The organism is Paraburkholderia nemoris, assembly GCF_905221015.1.
In the GTDB taxonomy this organism is placed as follows: Bacteria; Pseudomonadota; Gammaproteobacteria; order Burkholderiales; family Burkholderiaceae; genus Paraburkholderia; species Paraburkholderia nemoris.
The window spans coordinates 90,120-110,051 of record NZ_CAJNBO010000029.1; the positions used below are offsets into that span (position 1 = coordinate 90,120).

The 19,932-nt window shown below is 59.8% G+C and carries 17 protein-coding genes; 8 read left to right on the forward strand and 9 right to left on the reverse strand.

The features are described 5' to 3' along the window. Positions 1-23: 23 nt before the first annotated feature. From KHO33_RS33550 to KHO33_RS33570, 5 genes are all read right to left on the reverse strand, one after another. The gene (locus KHO33_RS33550) at positions 24-1,178 is read right to left on the reverse strand and encodes a pyridoxal phosphate-dependent aminotransferase (RefSeq protein WP_175053794.1); all 1,155 of its coding nucleotides are present in this window, start codon (positions 1,176-1,178) and stop codon (positions 24-26) included. Positions 1,179-1,565: 387 nt separating this feature from the next. Then, on the reverse strand, positions 1,566-2,969 hold the full coding sequence (gene dbpA, locus KHO33_RS33555; RefSeq protein ID WP_093634610.1) for an ATP-dependent RNA helicase DbpA: 1,404 nt from the start codon (positions 2,967-2,969) through the stop codon (positions 1,566-1,568). 53 nt (positions 2,970-3,022) lie between these two features. Continuing rightward, positions 3,023-3,223, reverse strand: coding sequence for a hypothetical protein (locus tag KHO33_RS33560; RefSeq protein ID WP_028197690.1), 201 nt, complete (start codon positions 3,221-3,223; stop codon positions 3,023-3,025). Positions 3,224-3,334: 111 nt separating this feature from the next. Next, positions 3,335-3,766, reverse strand: coding sequence for a Cd(II)/Pb(II)-responsive transcriptional regulator (cadR, locus tag KHO33_RS33565; RefSeq protein WP_093634609.1), 432 nt, complete (start codon positions 3,764-3,766; stop codon positions 3,335-3,337). Then, positions 3,763-4,158: a hypothetical protein gene (locus KHO33_RS33570; protein WP_200567041.1), complete on the reverse strand. Its 396-nt coding sequence runs from the start codon at positions 4,156-4,158 to the stop codon at positions 3,763-3,765. The genes cadR and KHO33_RS33570 overlap by 4 nt, the downstream gene beginning before the upstream one ends. Before the next feature lie 135 nt (positions 4,159-4,293). On the opposite strand from KHO33_RS33570, the gene KHO33_RS33575 reads away from it, so the two are divergent. Together KHO33_RS33575 and KHO33_RS33580 are read left to right on the forward strand one after the other, a co-directional pair. Further along, positions 4,294-6,375, forward strand: coding sequence for a heavy metal translocating P-type ATPase (locus tag KHO33_RS33575; protein ID WP_234480745.1), 2,082 nt, complete (start codon positions 4,294-4,296; stop codon positions 6,373-6,375). Positions 6,376-6,438: 63 nt separating this feature from the next. Then, positions 6,439-6,744, forward strand: coding sequence for a double zinc ribbon domain-containing protein (locus tag KHO33_RS33580; protein WP_234480749.1), 306 nt, complete (start codon positions 6,439-6,441; stop codon positions 6,742-6,744). Here the strand turns inward: KHO33_RS33580 and KHO33_RS33585 are convergent. After that, a complete protein-coding gene (locus KHO33_RS33585; protein ID WP_200567030.1) occupies positions 6,741-7,784 on the reverse strand; it encodes a helix-turn-helix domain-containing protein in 1,044 nt (347 codons plus the stop codon). The genes KHO33_RS33580 and KHO33_RS33585 overlap by 4 nt on opposite strands. A gap of 324 nt (positions 7,785-8,108) precedes the next feature. On the opposite strand from KHO33_RS33585, the gene adh reads away from it, so the two are divergent. Both adh and KHO33_RS33595 read left to right on the forward strand, forming a co-directional pair. Beyond that, on the forward strand, positions 8,109-9,629 hold the full coding sequence (gene adh / locus KHO33_RS33590) for an aldehyde dehydrogenase (protein WP_200567031.1): 1,521 nt from the start codon (positions 8,109-8,111) through the stop codon (positions 9,627-9,629). Between the two features lie 64 nt (positions 9,630-9,693). Continuing rightward, the gene (locus KHO33_RS33595; protein ID WP_171925241.1) at positions 9,694-10,089 is read left to right on the forward strand and encodes a DUF779 domain-containing protein; all 396 of its coding nucleotides are present in this window, start codon (positions 9,694-9,696) and stop codon (positions 10,087-10,089) included. Between the two features lie 16 nt (positions 10,090-10,105). On the opposite strand, the gene eutC is transcribed toward KHO33_RS33595, so the two are convergent. From eutC to eat, 3 genes are read right to left on the reverse strand one after another with little or no spacing between them, the layout of a single operon-like run. Next, the gene (gene eutC, locus KHO33_RS33600; RefSeq protein WP_200567032.1) at positions 10,106-10,891 is read right to left on the reverse strand and encodes an ethanolamine ammonia-lyase subunit EutC; all 786 of its coding nucleotides are present in this window, start codon (positions 10,889-10,891) and stop codon (positions 10,106-10,108) included. Next, on the reverse strand, positions 10,888-12,282 hold the full coding sequence (locus KHO33_RS33605) for an ethanolamine ammonia-lyase subunit EutB (RefSeq protein WP_093634603.1): 1,395 nt from the start codon (positions 12,280-12,282) through the stop codon (positions 10,888-10,890). Before KHO33_RS33605 ends, eutC begins: the two co-directional genes overlap by 4 nt. Before the next feature lie 43 nt (positions 12,283-12,325). Beyond that, positions 12,326-13,729, reverse strand: coding sequence for an ethanolamine permease (gene eat, locus KHO33_RS33610; RefSeq protein ID WP_200567033.1), 1,404 nt, complete (start codon positions 13,727-13,729; stop codon positions 12,326-12,328). A gap of 255 nt (positions 13,730-13,984) precedes the next feature. Between eat and KHO33_RS33615 the strand changes: the two genes are divergently transcribed. The 4 genes from KHO33_RS33615 (at position 13,985) to KHO33_RS33630 (ending at position 19,842) form a co-directional block, all read left to right on the forward strand. Next, the gene (locus KHO33_RS33615; RefSeq protein ID WP_093634680.1) at positions 13,985-14,851 is read left to right on the forward strand and encodes an AraC family transcriptional regulator; all 867 of its coding nucleotides are present in this window, start codon (positions 13,985-13,987) and stop codon (positions 14,849-14,851) included. Positions 14,852-16,463: 1,612 nt separating this feature from the next. Next, positions 16,464-18,029 carry a recombinase family protein gene (locus tag KHO33_RS33620; RefSeq protein ID WP_236074744.1) on the forward strand — a complete coding sequence of 522 codons (1,566 nt, stop codon included), beginning with the start codon at positions 16,464-16,466 and terminating at the stop codon, positions 18,027-18,029. Then, positions 18,026-18,928, forward strand: a complete 903-nt coding sequence (locus KHO33_RS33625) for a ParB/RepB/Spo0J family partition protein (RefSeq protein WP_200567034.1) — start codon at positions 18,026-18,028, stop codon at positions 18,926-18,928. The genes KHO33_RS33620 and KHO33_RS33625 overlap by 4 nt, the downstream gene beginning before the upstream one ends. Next, a complete protein-coding gene (locus KHO33_RS33630; protein ID WP_200567035.1) occupies positions 18,925-19,842 on the forward strand; it encodes a plasmid partitioning protein RepB C-terminal domain-containing protein in 918 nt (305 codons plus the stop codon). The genes KHO33_RS33625 and KHO33_RS33630 overlap by 4 nt, the downstream gene beginning before the upstream one ends. Positions 19,843-19,932: the final 90 nt, after the last annotated feature.

The following is a 19,932-nucleotide window of genomic DNA, read 5'->3' on the forward strand; positions in this document are numbered from 1 at the left end:
CCTCGCACAAGCGGCAAATCAGATCAGATTTCGCACAAACGTCGCGCGCCTTCGATCAAGGTCGCGTCGTCCTTCGAGAAGCTCAGGCGGATCAAACCGGAATCTGTGCCATCGGTATAGAACGCCGACAGCGGAATCGTCGCGACACGTGCATCGCGAATCAGGCGCAGCACGAAGTCGCTATCGCTTTCCTCGGAGAAACCGCGGAAACGCGCGAGCATGAAGAAGCTGCCTTCGCTCGGCAGCAATTCGAAGCGCGACTCGCGCAGCGCATGGGCGAGCAGGTCACGCTTCTTCTGATAGAACGCGGACAGGCCGAGGTAGCTCTCGCGATTGGCCAGCGCATCGACAAACGCATACTGCATCGGCGTATCGGCAGAAAACACCATGAACTGATGGACTTTGCGGATCTCGTCCATGAGCGCAGCGGGCGCGAGGCAATAGCCCACGCGCCAACCAGTCACGTGATACGACTTGCCGAATGACGACACGATCACGCTGCGTTCAGCGAGTTCAGAATCGCAGGCCATGCTTTGATGTTTGGCGCCGTCGAACACCACGTGTTCGTAGACTTCGTCGGCGAGAATCACGATGTCGGTGTTGCGCGTCACGGCCTTCAGACGCGCAATGTCGGCCTCGCTGAACACGGTCGCGGTCGGGTTGTGCGGCGTGTTGATGATGATCATGCGCGTCTTCGGCGTGATCGCGGCGGCGACCTCGTCCCAGTCCACACGGAAATCGGTCAGCGACAGTTTGATCGCGATCGGCGTTGCGCCTTGCAGGCGAACGATCGGGCCGTAGCTATCGAACGAAGGCTCGAAGTAAATCACTTCATCGCCCGGATGCACCAGGGCGCTGATCGTCGAATACAGGCCTTCGCTGGCGCTGGCGATCACCGTGACTTCACTCGACGGATCATAGCGAACGCCGTACAGCGTCTCGACCTTGTCCGCGAGCGCTTCGCGCAGGGCCGCGATGCCGGCCATCGGCGCGTACTGGTTATGACCGGCGCGCATGGCTTGCGCGACACCGTCGATCAGCTTCGCGTCGGGTGCGAAATTCGGCGCACCTTGCGACAGGTTCAGCGCATCGTGTTGCGCGGCCAGTTGGCCGATCACGGTAAAAATCGTCGTGCCTACGTCAGGCAGTTTCGAGCGGGCTTGCATGGCGCTCTGCATAAGGCTTTCTCCCTTTCTCCATCCGGCAGCGGATTCGCGGACTGCCCACAGCGCGGCGGTCCCATCCGGTTCGATGATTAGGCATCAGCCAAAGAACCGTCACAATCGAAACTTTGTCATGCGCGGCATGCGTTTACGTCATGGCTCGCGCAATGCCGTGCTGTAGCAGGCTATGGCAATGAAATCGGGGGGTTGGCGGGAGAATTGCAGCCGCGCGGGGCGCACGGAAAACAGTAGAGGTATGACGTAATGTGATGCGGAGCGGTAATGCGATGGTGCGATTTGCTGCTGGTTGCTGCTATTTGCAACGACGGCGCGCAGTGGCGCTGCAGAACAACCCGGCTGCGACCAGGCGGTCGCAGCCGTCTAAAACAAACTAATCGACGATCAGGCATCGTCCATCATGCGGACTTTGACCTTCTTGCCCTTCACCTTGCCCCCGCTGAGCTTGCGCAGTGCCTCGCGCGCGACGCTACGCTCCACGGCCACGTAGGTGGACATTTCGGTTACGTTGATCTTGCCGATCTGCGAACCGGCGAAACCTGCTTCACCGGTGAGCGCGCCGAGCACGTCGCCCGGACGGATCTTTTCCTTGCGGCCGCCGAGAATCTGCAGCGTCTCCATCGGCGGCAGCAGACGCTCGTTGCTCGCCGGCTTGAGATCAGCCAGCTTGTGCCATTCGACCTCACGCTTTTGCGCCTGTTCGAGACTGCCCACGCGGCCCATCTCGTTCATGCTGGCGAGACTCAGCGCCCAGCCTTCCTGATCGGCGCGACCCGTGCGGCCGATGCGGTGCACGTGCACTTCCGGGTCCGGCGTCACGTCGACGTTGATCACCGCTTCCAACTCCGCGATGTCGAGGCCGCGCGAGGCAACGTCCGTCGCAACCAGCACCGAGCAACTGCGGTTTGCGAACTGGATCAGCACCTGATCGCGTTCACGCTGATCGAGTTCGCCGTGCAACGCGAGCGCATGAAAACCCTGCGCGCGCAGCACGTCGAGCAGATCGCGGCACTGTTGCTTGGTATTGCAGAACGCCAGCGTGCTTACCGGACGATAGTGGTTCAGCAACAAACCGACGGCATGCAGACGCTGGTCTTCAGTCACTTCATAGAAGCGCTGGCGAATCTTGGTGTTGTCGTGCCGCTCGGCGAGCTTCACTTCCTTCGGATTACGCAGGAATTGCTGGCTGAGTTTGACGATGCCTTCGGGATACGTCGCGGAGAACAGCAGCGTTTGCCGCTCTTTCGGGCATTGCTTCACGACGGTCGCGATGTCGTCGAAGAAACCCATGTCGAGCATGCGGTCGGCTTCGTCGAGCACCAGTGTGTTGAGCGACTGCAACGGCAGGCTGCCGCGCTCGAGGTGATCCATGATCCGGCCCGGCGTGCCGACCACGATGTGCGCACCGTGTTCGAGGCTGGCGGTCTGCGGACGCATCGGCGTACCACCGCACAGCGTCAGCACCTTGATGTTTTCTTCGGCGCGCGCGAGACGGCGGATTTCCTGCGTGACCTGATCGGCGAGTTCGCGCGTCGGGCACAGCACCATCGCCTGCACGGCGAAGTTGCGCACGTCGAGGCGGTTGAGCAGCGCCAGCGAAAACGCCGCGGTCTTGCCGCTGCCGGTTTTCGCCTGGGCAATCAGATCGTTGCCCGCCAGCGCGATCGGCAGGCTCGCGGCCTGAATCGGCGTCATCTCGACATAGCCGAGCTGCGTCAGGTTGGCGAGTGTGGCGGGCGGTAGCGGTAGCTGGCTAAACGGCGCGCCGGCTTGGGTGGGAGTGTTCATAGGGTGAGGGCTCGCTATCGACGGAAGAGGCTGAAGAGACTGAAGGCCAAGGACTATTCGGCCATGGGGCCGGTGGCGGGACGGCCTTCGATCTGCTCGTACAGCACCGAGCCATCTTCCCCGTCGAAACGTTCGACGTAATTGCGCGCGCCGCACATCGGGCAACGGAACAGGAGCCCCTGCCCTTCATTCTTGATGACGACGTCCGACATTTCCCACTGCTCGCCGCAGGGCTGGTTTCTACAGGTAAACACGTTGATTCTCCAACTGGATTCGATTGTTTATTGGGTGGGCCGGATAAATGGCCCAGCCGGGAATGCTGTCACTGCCGTGGTCGGCGGCGCCGGCCGCATGGGCAGAGCGCTTTAACCCAGATGCGTATGCCGCGCGCGCGTGGCGCCCACGTCCATTTCGGTGAGGCCCTGGACGATGCCGCAGTCTTCAACGGCCTGCTCGCCGTGGCATTGCTCGCGCAGCGTGGTCAGTTGCGCTTTCAGTTGCTTCAATTCGTCGATACGCGTGTCGACGTGCGCAATGTGCTCGTCGATCAGGGTATTGATGCCGCCGCAGCCGTCTGCCGGTGCGTCTGTTAGACGCAGCAACGCACGGATTTCGTCGTGGGTCATGTCGAGCGCGCGGCAGTTGCGGATGAAGCGCAGCCGTTCGACGTGTCGGGCCGAATAGCTGCGGTAATTGGCTTCGGTGCGCTCCGCTTCGGGCAACAGGCCCTCTTTTTCGTAGAAACGGATGGTTTCGGTCGTGCAGTGGGCGATTTTCGCCAGTTCGCCAATTTTCATGGTCCCTCCGGAATGCGGCCTTGACCTTGTAGTGGCTTCAAGGTGTTTACTAGACCACAAATCGAACCAGGAAGCCACCCATGCCTCACGCCAACCTCGCCGAAGCGGATCGCCCGGAACGGGCCAAAGCCAGTGCCCACGGGCATGACGGGCATGTCCATGGGCATGCGGATGAAAATGCCGATGGGCATGGTCAGAGCGAAAGCTGCGCTCATGACCACGAAGCGGGTGCTCGTGAAGACAGTCACGAGCATGGCGAAAGCTGCGGTCATGACCATCAAGCGCATGGCTCTGACCACGCGCGCGAATACGCCGATGGTCACGAGCACGGTGAAAGCTGCGCTCATGACCACGAAGCGCACGCTCACGTTCACGGTGAAAGCTGCAGCCATGGCGGCGCAGCGAACGACCACGCCCACAGCCACACCGAGTCAGCCTGCTGCGGAACGGCGCACGCTGCAGCCGCGCCGGTCAAGCTCCCGCAATCGGAAGCCGTCGGCAGCGATCTGCGCACCGCGATCCGCATCATGCAGATGGACTGCCCGACCGAAGAAGCGCTGATCCGCAAGAAATTCAGCCGCATGCCGTCCGTTCGCAGCATGGACTTCAACCTGATGCAGCGCGTATTGACCGTCGTGCACGCGCCGGACGCCCTCGAAACGATCCTTGCCGCGATCCGTTCGCTCGACTTCACGCCTGAACTGGCAGACGCGAACCCGGACGCGGCAGCAGCCGCGCCTCAAGCGCCGTCCAAGCCGTGGTGGCCGCTGGCGCTCGCAGGCATTGCTGCGGTGGGCTCAGAGGCCGCCAGCTGGCTTGGCGCTCCCGTCTGGCTGGCAGCGGGTCTGGCGCTCCTCGCGATCGCCTCCTGCGGCCTCACGACGTACAAGAAGGGCTGGGTCGCGATCCGCAACGGCAACCTCAACATCAACGCGCTAATGAGCATTGCGGTAACCGGCGCGCTGATCCTGCAACAGTGGCCCGAAGCGGCGATGGTGATGGTGCTCTTCACGATTGCCGAACTGATCGAAGCGAAATCGCTCGACCGCGCCCGCAATGCGATCCAAGGCTTGATGCGGCTGACGCCCGAACAGGCGAGCGTGCAGCAGGCGGACGGCAACTGGCGTCTCATGGACCTCAAGGCGATCGCGCTCGGCGCAGTGGTACGCGTGAAGCCAGGTGAGCGGATCGCGCTCGATGGAGAAATCGTCGCGGGCCGCTCGAGCGTCGATCAGGCGCCGATCACCGGTGAAAGCCTGCCCGTCGACAAGACCGTTGGCGACGCGGTGTTCGCCGGCACGATCAATCAGGCCGGTTCGTTCGACTACCGCGTCACGGCCGCGGCCAGCAACACCACGCTCGCGCGCATCATCCACGCGGTCGAGGAAGCGCAAGGCACCAAGGCGCCGACGCAGCGTTTCGTCGATCAGTTCGCGCGTGTCTACACGCCGGTCGTGTTCGTTGCCGCACTCGCCGTGGCGGTGCTGCCGCCGCTGCTGTTCGGCGGACAGTGGCACGAATGGGTCTACAAGGCGCTGGTGATGCTCGTGATCGCCTGCCCGTGCGCACTGGTGATTTCGACGCCGGTGACGATCGTCAGCGGCCTTGCTGCGGCCGCTCGCAAAGGCATCTTGATCAAAGGCGGCGCCTATCTCGAACAGGGCCGCAAGCTGAGCCGGCTCGCGCTCGACAAAACCGGCACGATCACGCACGGCAAGCCGGTGCAAACCGAGTTCGAGATACTGGCCGACGTCGACGTCGCTCGTTGCAGGACGCTCGCGGCGAGTCTTGCGGGCCGCTCGGATCATCCGGTGTCGATGGCGATCGCGGCAGCGGCGAAAAGCGACAGCATCGCTAGCACCAGCGCCACGGTCAAGGCGTTCGAGGCACTGGCCGGACGCGGCGTGCGCGGCGACATCGACGGCTTGCCGTATTGGCTCGGCAATCACCGGCTGGTCGAAGAACTCGGCCGCTGCTCGGCGTCGCTCGAAGCGCGGCTGGATACGCTCGAGGGACAAGGCAAAACCGTGGTGATGCTGGTGGATGCCGAACGCGTGCTCGCGCTGTTCGCCGTCGCCGATACGGTGAAGGACACGAGCCGCGCCGCTATCGCCGAGTTGCAGCGCCTCGGCGTGCGCGCCGCCATGCTCACCGGCGACAACCCGCACACGGCCGCCGCGATCGCGCAGCAGGTCGGTATCGACGAAGCACGCGGCAATCAGCTGCCAGAAGACAAGCTGAACGCGGTGGCGCAGTGGTCGCAGGAAGGCGCGACGGTGGGCATGGTTGGCGACGGCATCAACGACGCCCCCGCGCTGGCGCGCGCCGACATCGGCTTTGCGATGGGCGCGATGGGCACCGACACCGCAATCGAAACCGCCGACGTCGCGTTGATGGACGACGATCTGCGCAAGATTCCGCAGTTCATCCGTTTGTCAAAGGCGACGCATTCGGTGCTGGTGCAGAACATCACGCTCGCGCTCGGCATCAAGAGCGTCTTCCTCGTGCTGACGATGATGGGTCTGGGCACGATGTGGATGGCCGTATTCGCCGATGTGGGCGCGAGCCTGCTGGTAGTGGCGAATGGCTTGCGGCTGTTGCGCAGTTAAGCGCGGCAGCAGGCCCGTTTCAATTGCTGGAAAAGGGAGGTTGGCATGGGATTCTGGGAAAAGATGTTGAGCGGGCATCGCGGCGGCGGTCACCACGGCGGTGGATATCGGAGTGGCGGACATGGCGACTGGGGGCGTGGAGACGGCTACGGCTCGCGGGACGATGGTAACGGCGGCAGGACGCCGCCCACATCGACCTTGACGACCGGCGTAACCTGTCCAGGTTGCCAAGCCGTCAACGCGACAAGCGCCCGCTTCTGTCAGCAATGCGGCGCGTCACAGGCGCCGGCCGCATGCAAAGGGTGCCAAGCCTTGCTGCCCGCCGGCGCACGTTTTTGCCAGCAATGCGGCGCGGCGGCGCAGCGCTAGTGAGCGAACGAACGGCGACCCGTTACCTGATGAGCGCCAAGGGCGGCCTTTAACGTATCGGAAGGCCGCATGCCGAACAGCTTCCGGTAGTCGGTTGCAAACTGGCTCAAATGCCAGAAGCCCCACGCCGCGGCGACATCCTGAACTGAACGCGAATCACGTGACGCGTTGCACAGATCTCGTCGCGCACCGTTCAGGCGAATCGTGCGTAAATACGTGGCGGGCGCCATACCCAACACATCCTGAAAGCAGTATTGCAACGTGCGTCGGCTAACGTGCAAGCGCTCGCACAACTCCGGCACGTTGATCGCGCGCTCGCGATTGGCCAGAACATACTCGCGCGCTTCAGCCACGATCGACTGGCGCCGTCCACGCGCAGGCATTTCAATCTGCCCATTGGCCGGTAACGCACCGACGTCGAACAACGAGGCCAGCACCGACGCCTGCAAATTATTGCGTGCGAACGTGGACAGCGGCGCGCCGTTCGCCGCGCCGTCGTCGAGAAGCTGGCGCAGCGATGCGCACAAGCGCTCCTTGCGAGCCGTGCCGATCGGCACGACTTCCGTGTTCGGCAGATGCTCGGCCAGACCGACCCGCTCCACTTCGGCCGCGTAGCGGCGCAGCACTTCGCCCTTCACCACCACACCGAAAATCTCGTAGCCCGCCGAAGTCAGCAATTCGAATTCGATCCCGCCCGGACGAAATGCGAGCGCATCGGCCGCGATCACCTGCGTATCGATACGACCGGAACCCGCGGGACACGTCGGAATGCCGAACCAGTAGGCGTCCTCCTGCACTTCGCAGGTCTGCCGCAGCGTGTGGCTGGTGGTTTCGACGAACACCTGCATGTGGTCGAGGCACAACTCCGTCAAACCGCCAAGGAAGCGGCCCGCGGTCAGTTGGTCGTAGGTCTGGCTCCAGCCATGGAGGTTGCGCGCCTGCTCGTCGGCGTCGTAGGCGACGCAGGTCTGCACGCAAAAGCTTGGCTGTTGCGCGAGTGTGGGTGCTGTCAGGCTGTCGGTTCGGAGTTCAAGCGTCATACCGGATCTACGAAATCGAAGTATTGAGGAAATCTGGAAGGCAATTCCCATGCCGAACGGATTTGCTGCTTACATTGCTTTGACCGCGGCCGCACATGCTCACGCCCTGTTCAATTCATGAACAGGGCTGCGCACACTGATCAGAAACGAAACGCTCATCGTTTAACAAGGTGAACAGGTCTGCGCGCCATGCCTGCGGGCGTGCCTGCTGCGCGTGCACAGCTCACCAGCGCGGTGCATTGGCACAGTTCTGGCTCTAGTCTGTCGCGGCCAGCGAAATATCGCGCCGAATATAGCCCATTCAAACATGTGAGGAGCACACAGATGAATCACGCAGAGATGCAGTTTCTGACTACCGAATTCCCGTACAAAAAGCAGTATGGAAATTTTATCGGCGGCGAATGGGTGAAACCCGTGGGCGGTGAGTATTTCGACAACGTGTCGCCGATCACCGGTGAGCCGTTCACGTCGATCCCGCGCTCACGCGAAGCCGATATCGAACTCGCCCTCGACGCTGCGCATCGTGCGAAGGCAGCATGGGGCAAGACGTCGACCACCGAACGCGCGAACATCCTGAACCGTATCGCCGATCGGATGGAAGCGAATCTGCAGCGCATCGCCGTGGCTGAAACGATCGACAACGGCAAGCCGCTACGCGAAACGATGGCGGCCGATATCCCGCTTGCCATCGATCATTTCCGCTATTTCGCCGGCGCCGTCCGTGCGCAGGAAGGCTCGCTCTCCCAGATCGACGACGACACCGTCGCATATCACTTCCATGAACCGCTCGGCGTGGTCGGCCAGATCATTCCGTGGAATTTCCCGATCCTGATGGCGGTGTGGAAGCTCGCGCCTGCATTGGCTGCCGGCAATTGCATCGTGCTGAAGCCGGCCGAGCAAACGCCTGCGTCGATTCTCGTGCTGCTCGAACTGATCCAGGATTTACTACCGCCGGGCGTGCTGAACGTGGTGAACGGGTTCGGCCTCGAAGCCGGCAAGCCGCTCGCATCGAGCAAGCGCATCGCGAAGATCGCGTTCACGGGTGAGACGACAACCGGCCGCCTGATCATGCAGTACGCGAGCCAGAACATCATTCCGGTGACGCTCGAACTCGGCGGCAAGAGCCCGAACATTTTCTTCGCCGACGTGATGAATGCGGACGACAGCTATTTCGACAAGGCGCTCGAAGGCTTCACGATGTTCGCGCTGAATCAGGGCGAAGTGTGTACGTGTCCGTCGCGTGTGCTGATCGACGAAAAGATTTACGACCGCTTCATGGAACGCGCGTTGAAGCGTGTGGCTGCAATCACGCAAGGCCATCCACTCGACACGAAGACGATGATCGGCGCACAAGCCTCGCAGGAACAGCTAGAAAAGATCCTCTCGTACGTCGATCTTGGCAAGCAGGAAGGCGCTGAATGTCTCATCGGCGGTGAGCGCAATACGCTCGGCGGCGAACTGAGCAAAGGCTACTACGTGAAGCCGACCGTGTTCCGCGGTCACAACAAGATGCGCATCTTCCAGGAAGAAATCTTCGGACCGGTCGTTTCTGTGACGACGTTCAAGAACGAAGACGAAGCGCTCGAGATCGCCAACGATACGCTCTACGGTCTGGGCGCCGGCGTATGGACACGCGACGGTACGCGCGCCTATCGCTTTGGCCGGCAAATCCAGGCGGGCCGCGTGTGGACGAACTGCTATCACGCGTATCCGGCGCATGCTGCGTTCGGTGGCTACAAGCAATCGGGCATCGGCCGCGAAAATCACAAGATGATGCTCGATCACTATCAGCAGACCAAGAACCTGCTCGTCAGCTATAGCGACAAGCCGCTCGGTTTCTTCTGAGCGTAACAACCCTGTACGAGCGGGCCGCATTGCGCGGCTCGCTCTTTTTCAACGAGGGCATGTAATGGCTGATGAGAAGGAAGTAGCCCGCGTGATCGCCACGCCTGCTGCGGTCGATTTGATCGATAAGCTATGCGCGGAACACGGGGCCGTGCTGTTTCACCAATCCGGTGGATGCTGCGACGGCAGCGCGCCGATGATGTTCCCTCAGAGCGAGTTCATGGTCGGCTCGTCCGATGTCAAACTCGGCACGATTGCCGGCGTGCCGTTCTATATGAGCGAATCGCAGTTCGAATACTGGCAGCACACGCAGTTGATCATCGATGTGGTGCCGGGGAATGGCGGGATGTTTTCTCTGGAGCGGCCGAGCGGATTGCGTTTCTTGACACGCTCACGGCTCTTCGAGGATGAAGAGAACGCGTGGTTGGAAACGCATCCGGTGGAACGGGCGGATGCTTAGCGTTTCTGTGTCATGCCTAGTTCGAGTCGTCGCCGACTGCCGGTGTTGTCGGCGTACTCGCTAGCAGCGCGTCGCTATCGTCTTTCAAACCAACTCCCGTGAGACCCAGGCGTCTTGCGTGCGTCAGCAGATAGTGCAACTTGTGTGCGGCTGACTCGTAGTTCAGACCTTCAGGACGCACGTTCGAAATGCAGTTGCGTTGGGCATCGCTGCAGCCCACTTTCGGCGCGTAAGTCAAATAGATGCCGAGACTATCGGGCGAACTCAGACCCGGTCGCTCGCCGATCAACATCACAACCAGTTTGGCACCAAGCAGTTCGCCGATTTCGTCACCGAGCGCGACGCGGGCCTGACGTGCGACAACTACGGGACCGATCTTCCAGTCCGTGAGTTTTTCGCAAACGGCTTGCAGCAGCGGAATCGATTGCTTCGATGCAGCGAATGCAGAGAGACCATCTGCGATGACGAAGACCACTTCGGGTGATTCGACCTTGAGTTGTCCAAGCGCTGCGCGGCTCTCATCGCTCAGGCGCCTGCCGAGATCCGGACGCCGCAAATAGTGCTCGCGATCGGGCGCGGCACTATGCACATCCAGTGTGGTGAAACTTTGCGCACGCAGTTGTTCGTGCAGCACGTCCGTATCGAGCGGATGATGCACTGCGTCGCGTGCCTGCGCATGCGACAGGTTGAACGCCAGCAATGGCGCAGTCGGCAAACTGTTGCCCGCGCGGCCCAATGCGATACGCGCGTTGGTGAACTGCCGCAACGCGTTCCATGGATTCTTTTCGAGGAAGTCGCTCATGCGATGCCCATCCAGTCATTCGCGCCTTGCAGCAGCGGTTGCTGTGACGATGCGCTCAGCAACGTGCCACGCGCGTCGGTGATCTGCATGGACTCCAACCATTCTTCGAATTCCGGTGCGCGGCGCAGGCCGAGCACGTCGCGCACGTAAAGTGCGTCGTGGAAGGACGTGCTTTGATAGTTGAGCATCACATCGTCCGCACCTGGAATGCCCATGATGAAGTTGATACCCGCCACGCCGAGTAGAGTGAGCAGATTGTCCATATCGTCCTGATCGGCTTCGGCGTGATTCGTATAGCAGATGTCGCAGCCCATCGGCACGCCAAGCAGCTTGCCGCAGAAGTGGTCTTCGAGACCCGCCCGCGTGATCTGCTTGCCGTCGTACAAATACTCTGGTCCGATAAAGCCGACCACCGTGTTCACCAGGAACGGATTGAATTTGCGTGCCACTGCATAGGCGCGGACTTCGCACGTCTGTTGATCGACACCAAAATGCGCATCGGCAGACAAGGCGCTGCCCTGCCCGGTTTCGAAATACATCAGGTTATTGCCAACAGTGCCGCGATTCAGCGACAACCCCGCTTCATACGCTTCCTGCAACAGCGCAAGCGAAATACCAAAACCCGAGTTCGCTTTCTCCGTGCCGGCAATCGACTGAAACACCAGATCTACCGGCGCGCCTTTCTCTATTGCCGCGATCGTGTTCGTGACGTGAGTCAGCACGCACGATTGCGTGGGCACCTGATAGCGTTGGCGGAAGTCGTCGATCATCAGCAATAGCTTGGTGATCGCGGCAAGATTGTCGCTGGCCGGATTGATGCCGATCATCGCGTCACCGCAGCCGTACATCAGGCCGTCGAGCATCGACGCGGCGATACCTTTGACGTCGTCGGTTGGATGATTCGGTTGCAGACGCACCGACATGTGACCGGGCAAGCCGATCGTATTGCGAAAGCGCGTAATCACCGGACGCTTGCGCGCCGCCGCGATCAGATCCTGATTGCGCATCAGCTTCGAGACTGCAGCAACCATTTCCGGCGTGAGGCCGGCAGTGATACGCGTGAGCGCATCGGCATCGGTCGTGCTGCTCAACAGCCAGTTGCGGAAATCGCCGACCGTGAGATGCGAGATCTCGGCGAACGCTTGCGGCGAGTGATCGTCGATCACCAGACGCGTGACCTCGTCGCTTTCGTACGGGATCAATGCTTCGTTGAGAAACGTGCGCAGCGGCACCTGCGCGAGCGCCATCTTGGCCGCGACGCGCTCTTCTTCACTTGCCGCCGCGACGCCCGCGAGCTGGTCGCCGGAACGCTGCGGACTGGCCTTCGCCATCAAGGTCTTCAGGTCGGCAAAGCGATACGTGCGGCTGCCGATTGTCTCGGTGTAGCTCATCTTTACGACTCCATCGCCGCTGCTTGCGCAGCGGCTCAATCCGTCACTCTTCGAGCAAAGCGTCCGACGGCGCTGCTTCGCGTTGATGGCGTGTCAACAGGAAGTAGACGTAGCCGAGCGCGAGGAAAATCGCGAACACGACGGCCACCAGGAAATTGAAGTAGACCATCGTTGCCAGACAAATCACCGCGGCCACCAGCGCGAACGCCGGAAAGAACGGAAACAGCGGCGCGCGGAACGGGCGTTCCATATTCGGATCCGAGCGGCGCAGCTTGAACAGCGACAACATGCTGATGATATACATCACGATAGCGCCAAATACGGACATCGTCACGATGTTCGCCGTCAGCGTCTGACCGCCGAACTGGATCAGCTCATCGCTGTAGATTGCCGCGATGCCGACCACACCACCCGCGATGATCGCGCGATGCGGTGTCTTGAAGCGCGGATGCACCTTGGAAAGCCACTCCGGCAGATAACCGGCGCGAGCCAGCGCGAAGATCTGACGTGAGTAGCCGAGGATGATGCCGTGAAACGACGCGACGAGCCCGAACAGGCCGAGCCACACCAGCATATGCATCCAGCCGCTATGTTCACCGACGATGAACTTCATGGCCTGCGGCAGCGGATCGTTGATGTTCGACAACTTGGTCCAGTCGCCGGCGGCGCCTGCGAACACCATCACGCCGATGGCTAGCACGACCAAGGTCAGAATACCGGCGACGTAAGCAATCGGAATCGAACGCTTGGGATTCTTGGCCTCTTCAGCAGCCATCGCCACGCCTTCAATCGCGAGGAAAAACCAGATGGCGAAGGGAATTGCTGCGAACATGCCGTGGAACGAGCCCATGCTGAAGGTGTCCGCGCCGGACCAGCCGCCCTTCGTGAAATTCGCCCACTGGAACCCCGGCGACACGACACCCATGAACACCAGCAATTCGAAGATCGCGAGCAGCGTCACGCACAACTCGAAGGCCGCAGCGATCTGCACACCGACAATATTCAGCGCCATGAAGACGAGATACGCGCCCATTGCCGCGTGTTTCGGTTCGAGCCCCGGAAACTGCACGTGCAGATAGGCGCCGATCGCGAGCGCAATCGCGGGGGGTGCGAACACGAATTCGACTAACGTTGCCGCGCCCGCCAGATAACCACCGGTCGGGCCAAAAGCGTGGCGCGCGTAGGCGAACGGGCCGCCCGCATGCGGAATCGACGTGGTGAGTTCGGTGAAACTGAAGATGAAGGTGGTGTACATCGCGGCAATAAAAACCGCCGTGATGACGAAGCCGAGCGTGCCGGCGCTCGCCCACCCATAGCTCCAGCCGAAATACTCGCCGGAAATGACCAGACCAACCGCGATCCCCCACAGTTGCCACGTGCCGAGCGTCTGCTTCAACTCGTGATGCGTGACTTTACCGACGTGCTGACTTTTTGATTCTGATTTCATCGGGTGCTCCTGATGTTTTCGCTTGCTCGACGCCGCAAGGCTTTGCGGTGCATGGGCGGACAGGCTTCAGCCGATGGTAGTGAGCCAATAATCGAGGTGTTATCGAAATTCGGCAAAGTTCGGGCGCGATTGTGTCAGTGGGCGCTTAATTCCGTTAATGGGTGCTTTGGCAAAGTTCGCAGGATTTGGTAAATGGGGACGTGGTACTTTGGTTCGCATCCCTTCGGCAATCTTCTCTTTGTTGGCCACTTAGTCATGAACCAATCGGACAATCGGGCGCGCTACGAAACGCGGCTGGGCCGCGTGCTTGACCACATTTACGATCATCTCGACGAACCGCTGGATATCGATCGTCTCGCGCAAATCGCCTGCATGTCGCCGTATCACTGGCATCGCATCTTTCAGGCGATGTATGGCGAGACGGTGGCGACGACTGTGCGGCGTTTGCGCTTGCATCGCGCGGCGGGATATCTGGCGAATGGCTCGATGCCGATAGCTGAAATTGCCGAGCGTTCGGGCTATAGCAGTTTGCAGTCTTTCACTCGCACCTTCCGCGCGGTTTTTGGCATCCCGCCGGCGCAGTATCGCAAGCAGGGTACGCATAGCCGGTTTCGTCCGGCACTTTCAGGAGACGCTCAAATGACGATGCGTGAAGTGGTGATTCGTAACGTGGAGCCGATGGAGGTTTTGTCGGTGGATCACGTTGGGCCGTATATGCAGATCGGCAAGGCGTTCGATGGACTGTTCGGCTGGTTGGCGAAACATAATTTGCTGGCGGGACAGATGCGCATGATCGGGATTTACTACGACGATCCTGGTGTTGTTGCGGAGGATGAGTTGCGGTCGAAGGCTGGGGTTTTGTTGCCGCATCCGGTGCAGGCTTCGGTGACGGTGAGTCCACCGGTTTCAGTGGCGCATGTGAAGGGCGGGGAGTACGCGGTGTTGCGGCATAAGGGACCGTATAGCGATATGCGGGCGGCTTATGAGTGGTTGTACGGGACGTGGCTTGTGCAGTCGGGGCGTGAGGCTGCGGATGCGCCGGTGTTTGAGGAGTATTTGAATAGTCCGAAGGAGACTGCGCCTGCGGAGTTGTTGACGGAGATTTGTTTGCCGTTGGTTTGAGGGGTTGGGTCCTGGTTTGGTTGTTGTGCTTGCGTTGTGCATGTTTACGCAGCGGGGTTTGGGGATGCTTCTCTGGTTTTTATAGTCTTTGTATATGTATACGTAGTAATAGTTAACAAGCACCTCACTTTTCTGTGGATAACTTGGATCTTCGTTTACGGATCAAGAGGATGCGGAATCGATAACCCTGCGGAGGGTGGGCGAACAGGACGGAGGAGCCAGGGAAAACTTTTGACTGACCTTGCGAGGTCGCTGGTTTATCAAAGTTTCGCCCACAACGTGTCAGGTGGTTTGTACAAAAGTTGTCCAGAGGGGGTTGTGGATAACTGGGCGGTGCGAAGATCGAGCTCGATCGTCGTAAAAATGGACGACCTTTGCGGGCCAGACGACATTTACGTAAAACTTTGTCGCGAAAGATTGATTCGTACTGCCAATGCGTTGACAACAGTTATCTGCATTCGCATCGGATGTATTGATAGTTTCGCAAAATCAACTTTCGTGCTCAGAAACAACAAAGCCGGCTCGAGGCCAGCTTTGTTGCGAAAGCATAATTTTGCAGTTACAGCAAAATACAATTCATGTCCCAACTTTGTAGTTACTTGGAATCTGTTTGGCTCAGGCGGAGCGTCGAGCTGTCGATCGTCCGCTCCCCGCTGCGCTAGGATCCCGTCTTGATTCAAGTCATGTATTTGCGAATCTTCTCAACTATTTTCAAATTCTGCCGTAGGGCGCCACAAAAGGCGCACCTGAGCGTCCAGGAGAATCAAGCACTTACAAGTTTTCGCGCCACAAAGACCCTTTGACCGGTGTCTAAGTTGGTGAGACTGGGCTACGACCGCGCCAAATTTAGTGCGACCGCAATTTAACTATGCGGTTAAAGCATTAAACCCTCGTTGCATCAGCGTCGAGATGCCGCGTTTATTCATCGCCGCCCGACCGGTTGCCGCCCGTCCGTCGCAATCACGACATCGAGCGTCATCATGAAATCCCCCCGACTTTGCCTTGCCTGCGGCAATCCGTTTCATCCCCTTTTGCGCGTCCCCAATCAACGGTACTGTTCGGCCGCGGCGTGTCAGCGGGAACGCCGACGCCGTTGGCAACGGCGGCGACTTCGCGTCGACGCCGACTACCGCGATAACCAGGCGCGGGCGCAATCGAACTGGCGTGCTCGTCACCCGGACTACTGGCGTCAATACCGCGCGACGCACCCGGCCTACCGGGAGCGCAATTGCGCGATGCAACGGGAGCGGAATGCGCGACGAAGTTCCAGTCCGGTTGCAAACATGGACGCGTCACCGCCTTTACACCCGCTAGCGTCAGGCTTCTACATACTGCGCCGTGCGGTCGAAACGGGCATTGCAAAGATGAACGCGTGCACCGTCCATATCGCCGTGCTGTCGACACCAAACGGGCCACCCATACGTGATTGCAAAGAGATGACGTGATCGACTTCCGCGCCACGCCTGCTACCTTTGCCTTGTACCCGCTCTGAATCAGACACCACCGCAGTTGCGACGCGGTTGCGTTTCGAAAGTGACGATCTGCGTTTCCGGCGCGATGCCGGACGCGCAAGCTCAGGGGAGCGAGGATTCGAAGCAGCGGGAGCAGGACCGTGTCACTCGATCACATAGGCGATACCGTCGTCGCGCAGGCCCCCTCGGTACGGGCGGCCGAATATGTTCGGATGTCGACTGAGCACCAGCAATACTCGACTGAGAACCAGCGCGACAGGATCCATGAGTATGCCGTGCGGCGCGGTCTCGAGATTGTTCGCACCTATGCCGACGAGGGTAAAAGCGGTTTGCGTATCGACGGGCGGCAGGCGCTTCAGCAGCTGATCAAGGACGTTGAAAGCGGCCGTGCGGATTTTCAGGTGATCCTCGTCTATGACGTGAGTCGCTGGGGAAGATTCCAGGACGCGGATGAAAGTGCGTACTACGAGTATGTCTGCCGGCGTGTCGGCATCCAGGTCGCGTACTGCGCCGAACAGTTCGAAAACGACGGCTCGCCGGTTTCCACCATCGTGAAAGGAGTGAAGCGGGCAATGGCCGGCGAATACAGCCGGGAATTGTCGGCCAAGGTGTTTGCCGGCCAGTGCAGGCTGATCGAGCTCGGCTTCCGGCAGGGCGGACCGGCTGGCTACGGTTTACGCCGCGTCCTCATCGATCAGCACGGAATCATGAAAGGAGAACTTCAGCGAGGCGAACACAAGAGCCTGCAGACCGATCGGGTGATCCTTATGCCAGGGCCCGAGAGCGAAATCCGGACTATCAATCTCATCTACAACTGGTTTATCGACGGGTCATTAAATGAATATGAAATTGCGGCCCGGTTAAATGGTATGCGAGTTCGCACAAATCTCGATCGGGAATGGACGCGAGCGACTGTACGGGAGGTACTGACCAACGAGAAATACATCGGCAACAACGTCTACAACCGCGTGTCGTTCAGACTCAAGAAAATGCGCGTCGTCAATACACCGGACATGTGGATCCGGAAGGAAGGCGCGTTCCAGCCGATCGTATCAAGCGAAGTGTTTTACACTGCGCAGGGCATCATGCGGGCGCGCGCCCGGCGCTATTCGAATGAAGAGCTGATTCAGCGCCTGCGCAACCTGTACCGCGATCGCGGATTCCTGTCTGGTCTCGTTATCGACGAGACCGACGGCATGCCATCAAGCTCCGTGTACATGTACAGGTTCGGCAGTCTGATCCGCGCGTACCAGACCGTGGGCTTCACACCCGGTCGCGACTACCGCTATCTCGAGACCAACCGCTTTCTCCGGCAACTGCACCCGGAAATCGTTGCGCAGACGGAGAAGAAGATCGCCGATCTCGGCGGCACGGTGCTGCGAGATCCAGCCACAGATATGCTCACCGTCAACCATGAGTTCACTGCCTGCCTCGTTCTCGCGCGTTGCCAGACACACGAAAATGGGCGGCATCGCTGGAAGGTCCGGTTTGACACGAGCCTGCTGCCGGACATTACGGTAGCCGTTAGGCTCGACCACGCGAATTCCGCGTCGCTCGATTATTACCTCCTGCCGCGCCTGGATTTCGGCCAGCCGCGCGTCAGCCTCGCCGACCAGAACAGGATTGAGTTCGAGAGCTACCGTTTTGACACGCTTGATTATCTCTATGGCATGGCTGAGCGGGCCCGCCTCCGGAGGGTGGCATGAACCAGCAGCAACAGGCGGGCGAGGTGCGGATGATTCCGATCGACCAGATTGAGGTCATCAATCCTCGTGAGCGTAACAACCGCGTCTTCAACGAAATCGTCGGCAACATCAGGGCGATCGGCCTGAAAAAGCCGATCAAGGTTACGCCGCGTGCTACAGCGGATGGCATCGAGAAGTATCTGCTTGTGTGTGGCGAAGGTCGCCTGAAGGCTTTCCGTTCACTCGGCGAAACGACTATTCCGGCGATGGTTGTGAATGTCAGCGACGAAGACGCATTCATCATGAGCCTCGCGGAGAACATTGCGCGTCGTCAGTGCAGGCCGCTCGAACTCCTCGCCGGCATCCGGCAATTGCAGGAGCAGGGATACGCTTCGAAGGTGATCGCGGAAAAAACGGGACTCACGCAGTCATATGTCCAAGGTATCCTGATGCTACTGCATCATGGTGAAGAGCGCCTGGTCATAGCAGTGGAGAAGGGACGGATTCCACTCAACGCCGCACTGTCTATTGTCAGCGCCGGTGACGACGACACGGCAATGCAGGCTGCTCTGCAGGAAGCTTACGAATCCGGCAAGTTGCGTGGCAAGCAATTGATAGATGCCCGCCGGATTATCGAGCGACGTAAAACGCTTGGGCGCTCCGCTGCCCGCAACATGTCGGGCAAGCTCGCGGATGTGACGACATCGAGCCTGGTGCGGACCTATCAGCATGAAGTCGAACGCCAGAAGTCGATGGTGCGTAAGGCCGAATTTGCGCAGCAGCGGCTCATGTTCGTCGTTGGCGCACTTCGGCAGATTTTTTCAGATGAAAACTTCGTCAATCTGCTACGTGCAGAGGGGCTGGCAACCTTGCCGAAATATCTTGCCGAGCGCGTCTGGTCGGGCGGGAGCGTCGCATGACAGGCGTAACGCTCGGCTTCATTCCCGAGCCTCTATCTGTTCCCTTAGTGTGCATCTTGCCGTCGCGCAAGATGCCGGCGACGATCATCGATTCGCGCAAGTTCAAACAGATCAAGGCTTCGATCGAGGAGATCGGCCTGATTGAGCCACTGTCGGTTACTGCAGTACACCAGAGTACGGGTCAACATGTGCTGCTTGATGGCCACCTGCGCCTCATTGCGATGCAGAAGCTCGGATTTGTCGAGGTATCGTGCCTGGTTGCAACCGACGACGAAAGCTACACGTACAACAATCGCGTCAATCGGCTGTCCACAATCCAGGAGCACTATATGATCCGGCGCGTCGTCGAACGAGGCGTGTCGCCGGAGAGGCTGGCAAAGGCCCTCGCTATGGACGTGTCCATGATCCTCAAGAAGCTTTCGCTGCTGGACGGCATATGTCCTGAAGCCGCCGAACTTCTGGGAGATCGCCAGTTCTCAGTAGACCTCGCTCGCGCAATTCGAAAAATGAAGCCCACGCGGCAGGTCGAATGCGTCGAGCTGATGATAGCGGCGAACAACGTGACCGTGCCTTATGCCGAAGCGCTGCTTGTCGCGACACCCGCAGCGCGACTAGTTGACGGAAAGAAGCCGCCAAAGCTTACAGGCGTGACACCTGAACAGATGGCGAAGATGGAGCGCGAGATGAGCAATCTGCAGGGGCAATACAAACTTGTGGAGCAGACCTACGGACAGGATGTGCTGAACCTGGTGCTCGCAAAGGGATACCTCGCCAGGCTCCTGGAGAACGAACTGGTGGCTCAATATCTGCGGCAACGTCAGCCAGACCTGCTGGCTGAGTTCGAAACGATCGTCGAGACGGTGTCGCTTGAACAGCAGCAATTCAGCGTTCTCACTGACCTTGCCCCTGTTTAGCGAATCCCATAGCTGAGAGATTTATGCGGCTCGTCCCTGTTGAGCGGCGAACCAGTTTTTCTCGAACGTCATGGGGCTGACGTAGTCGAG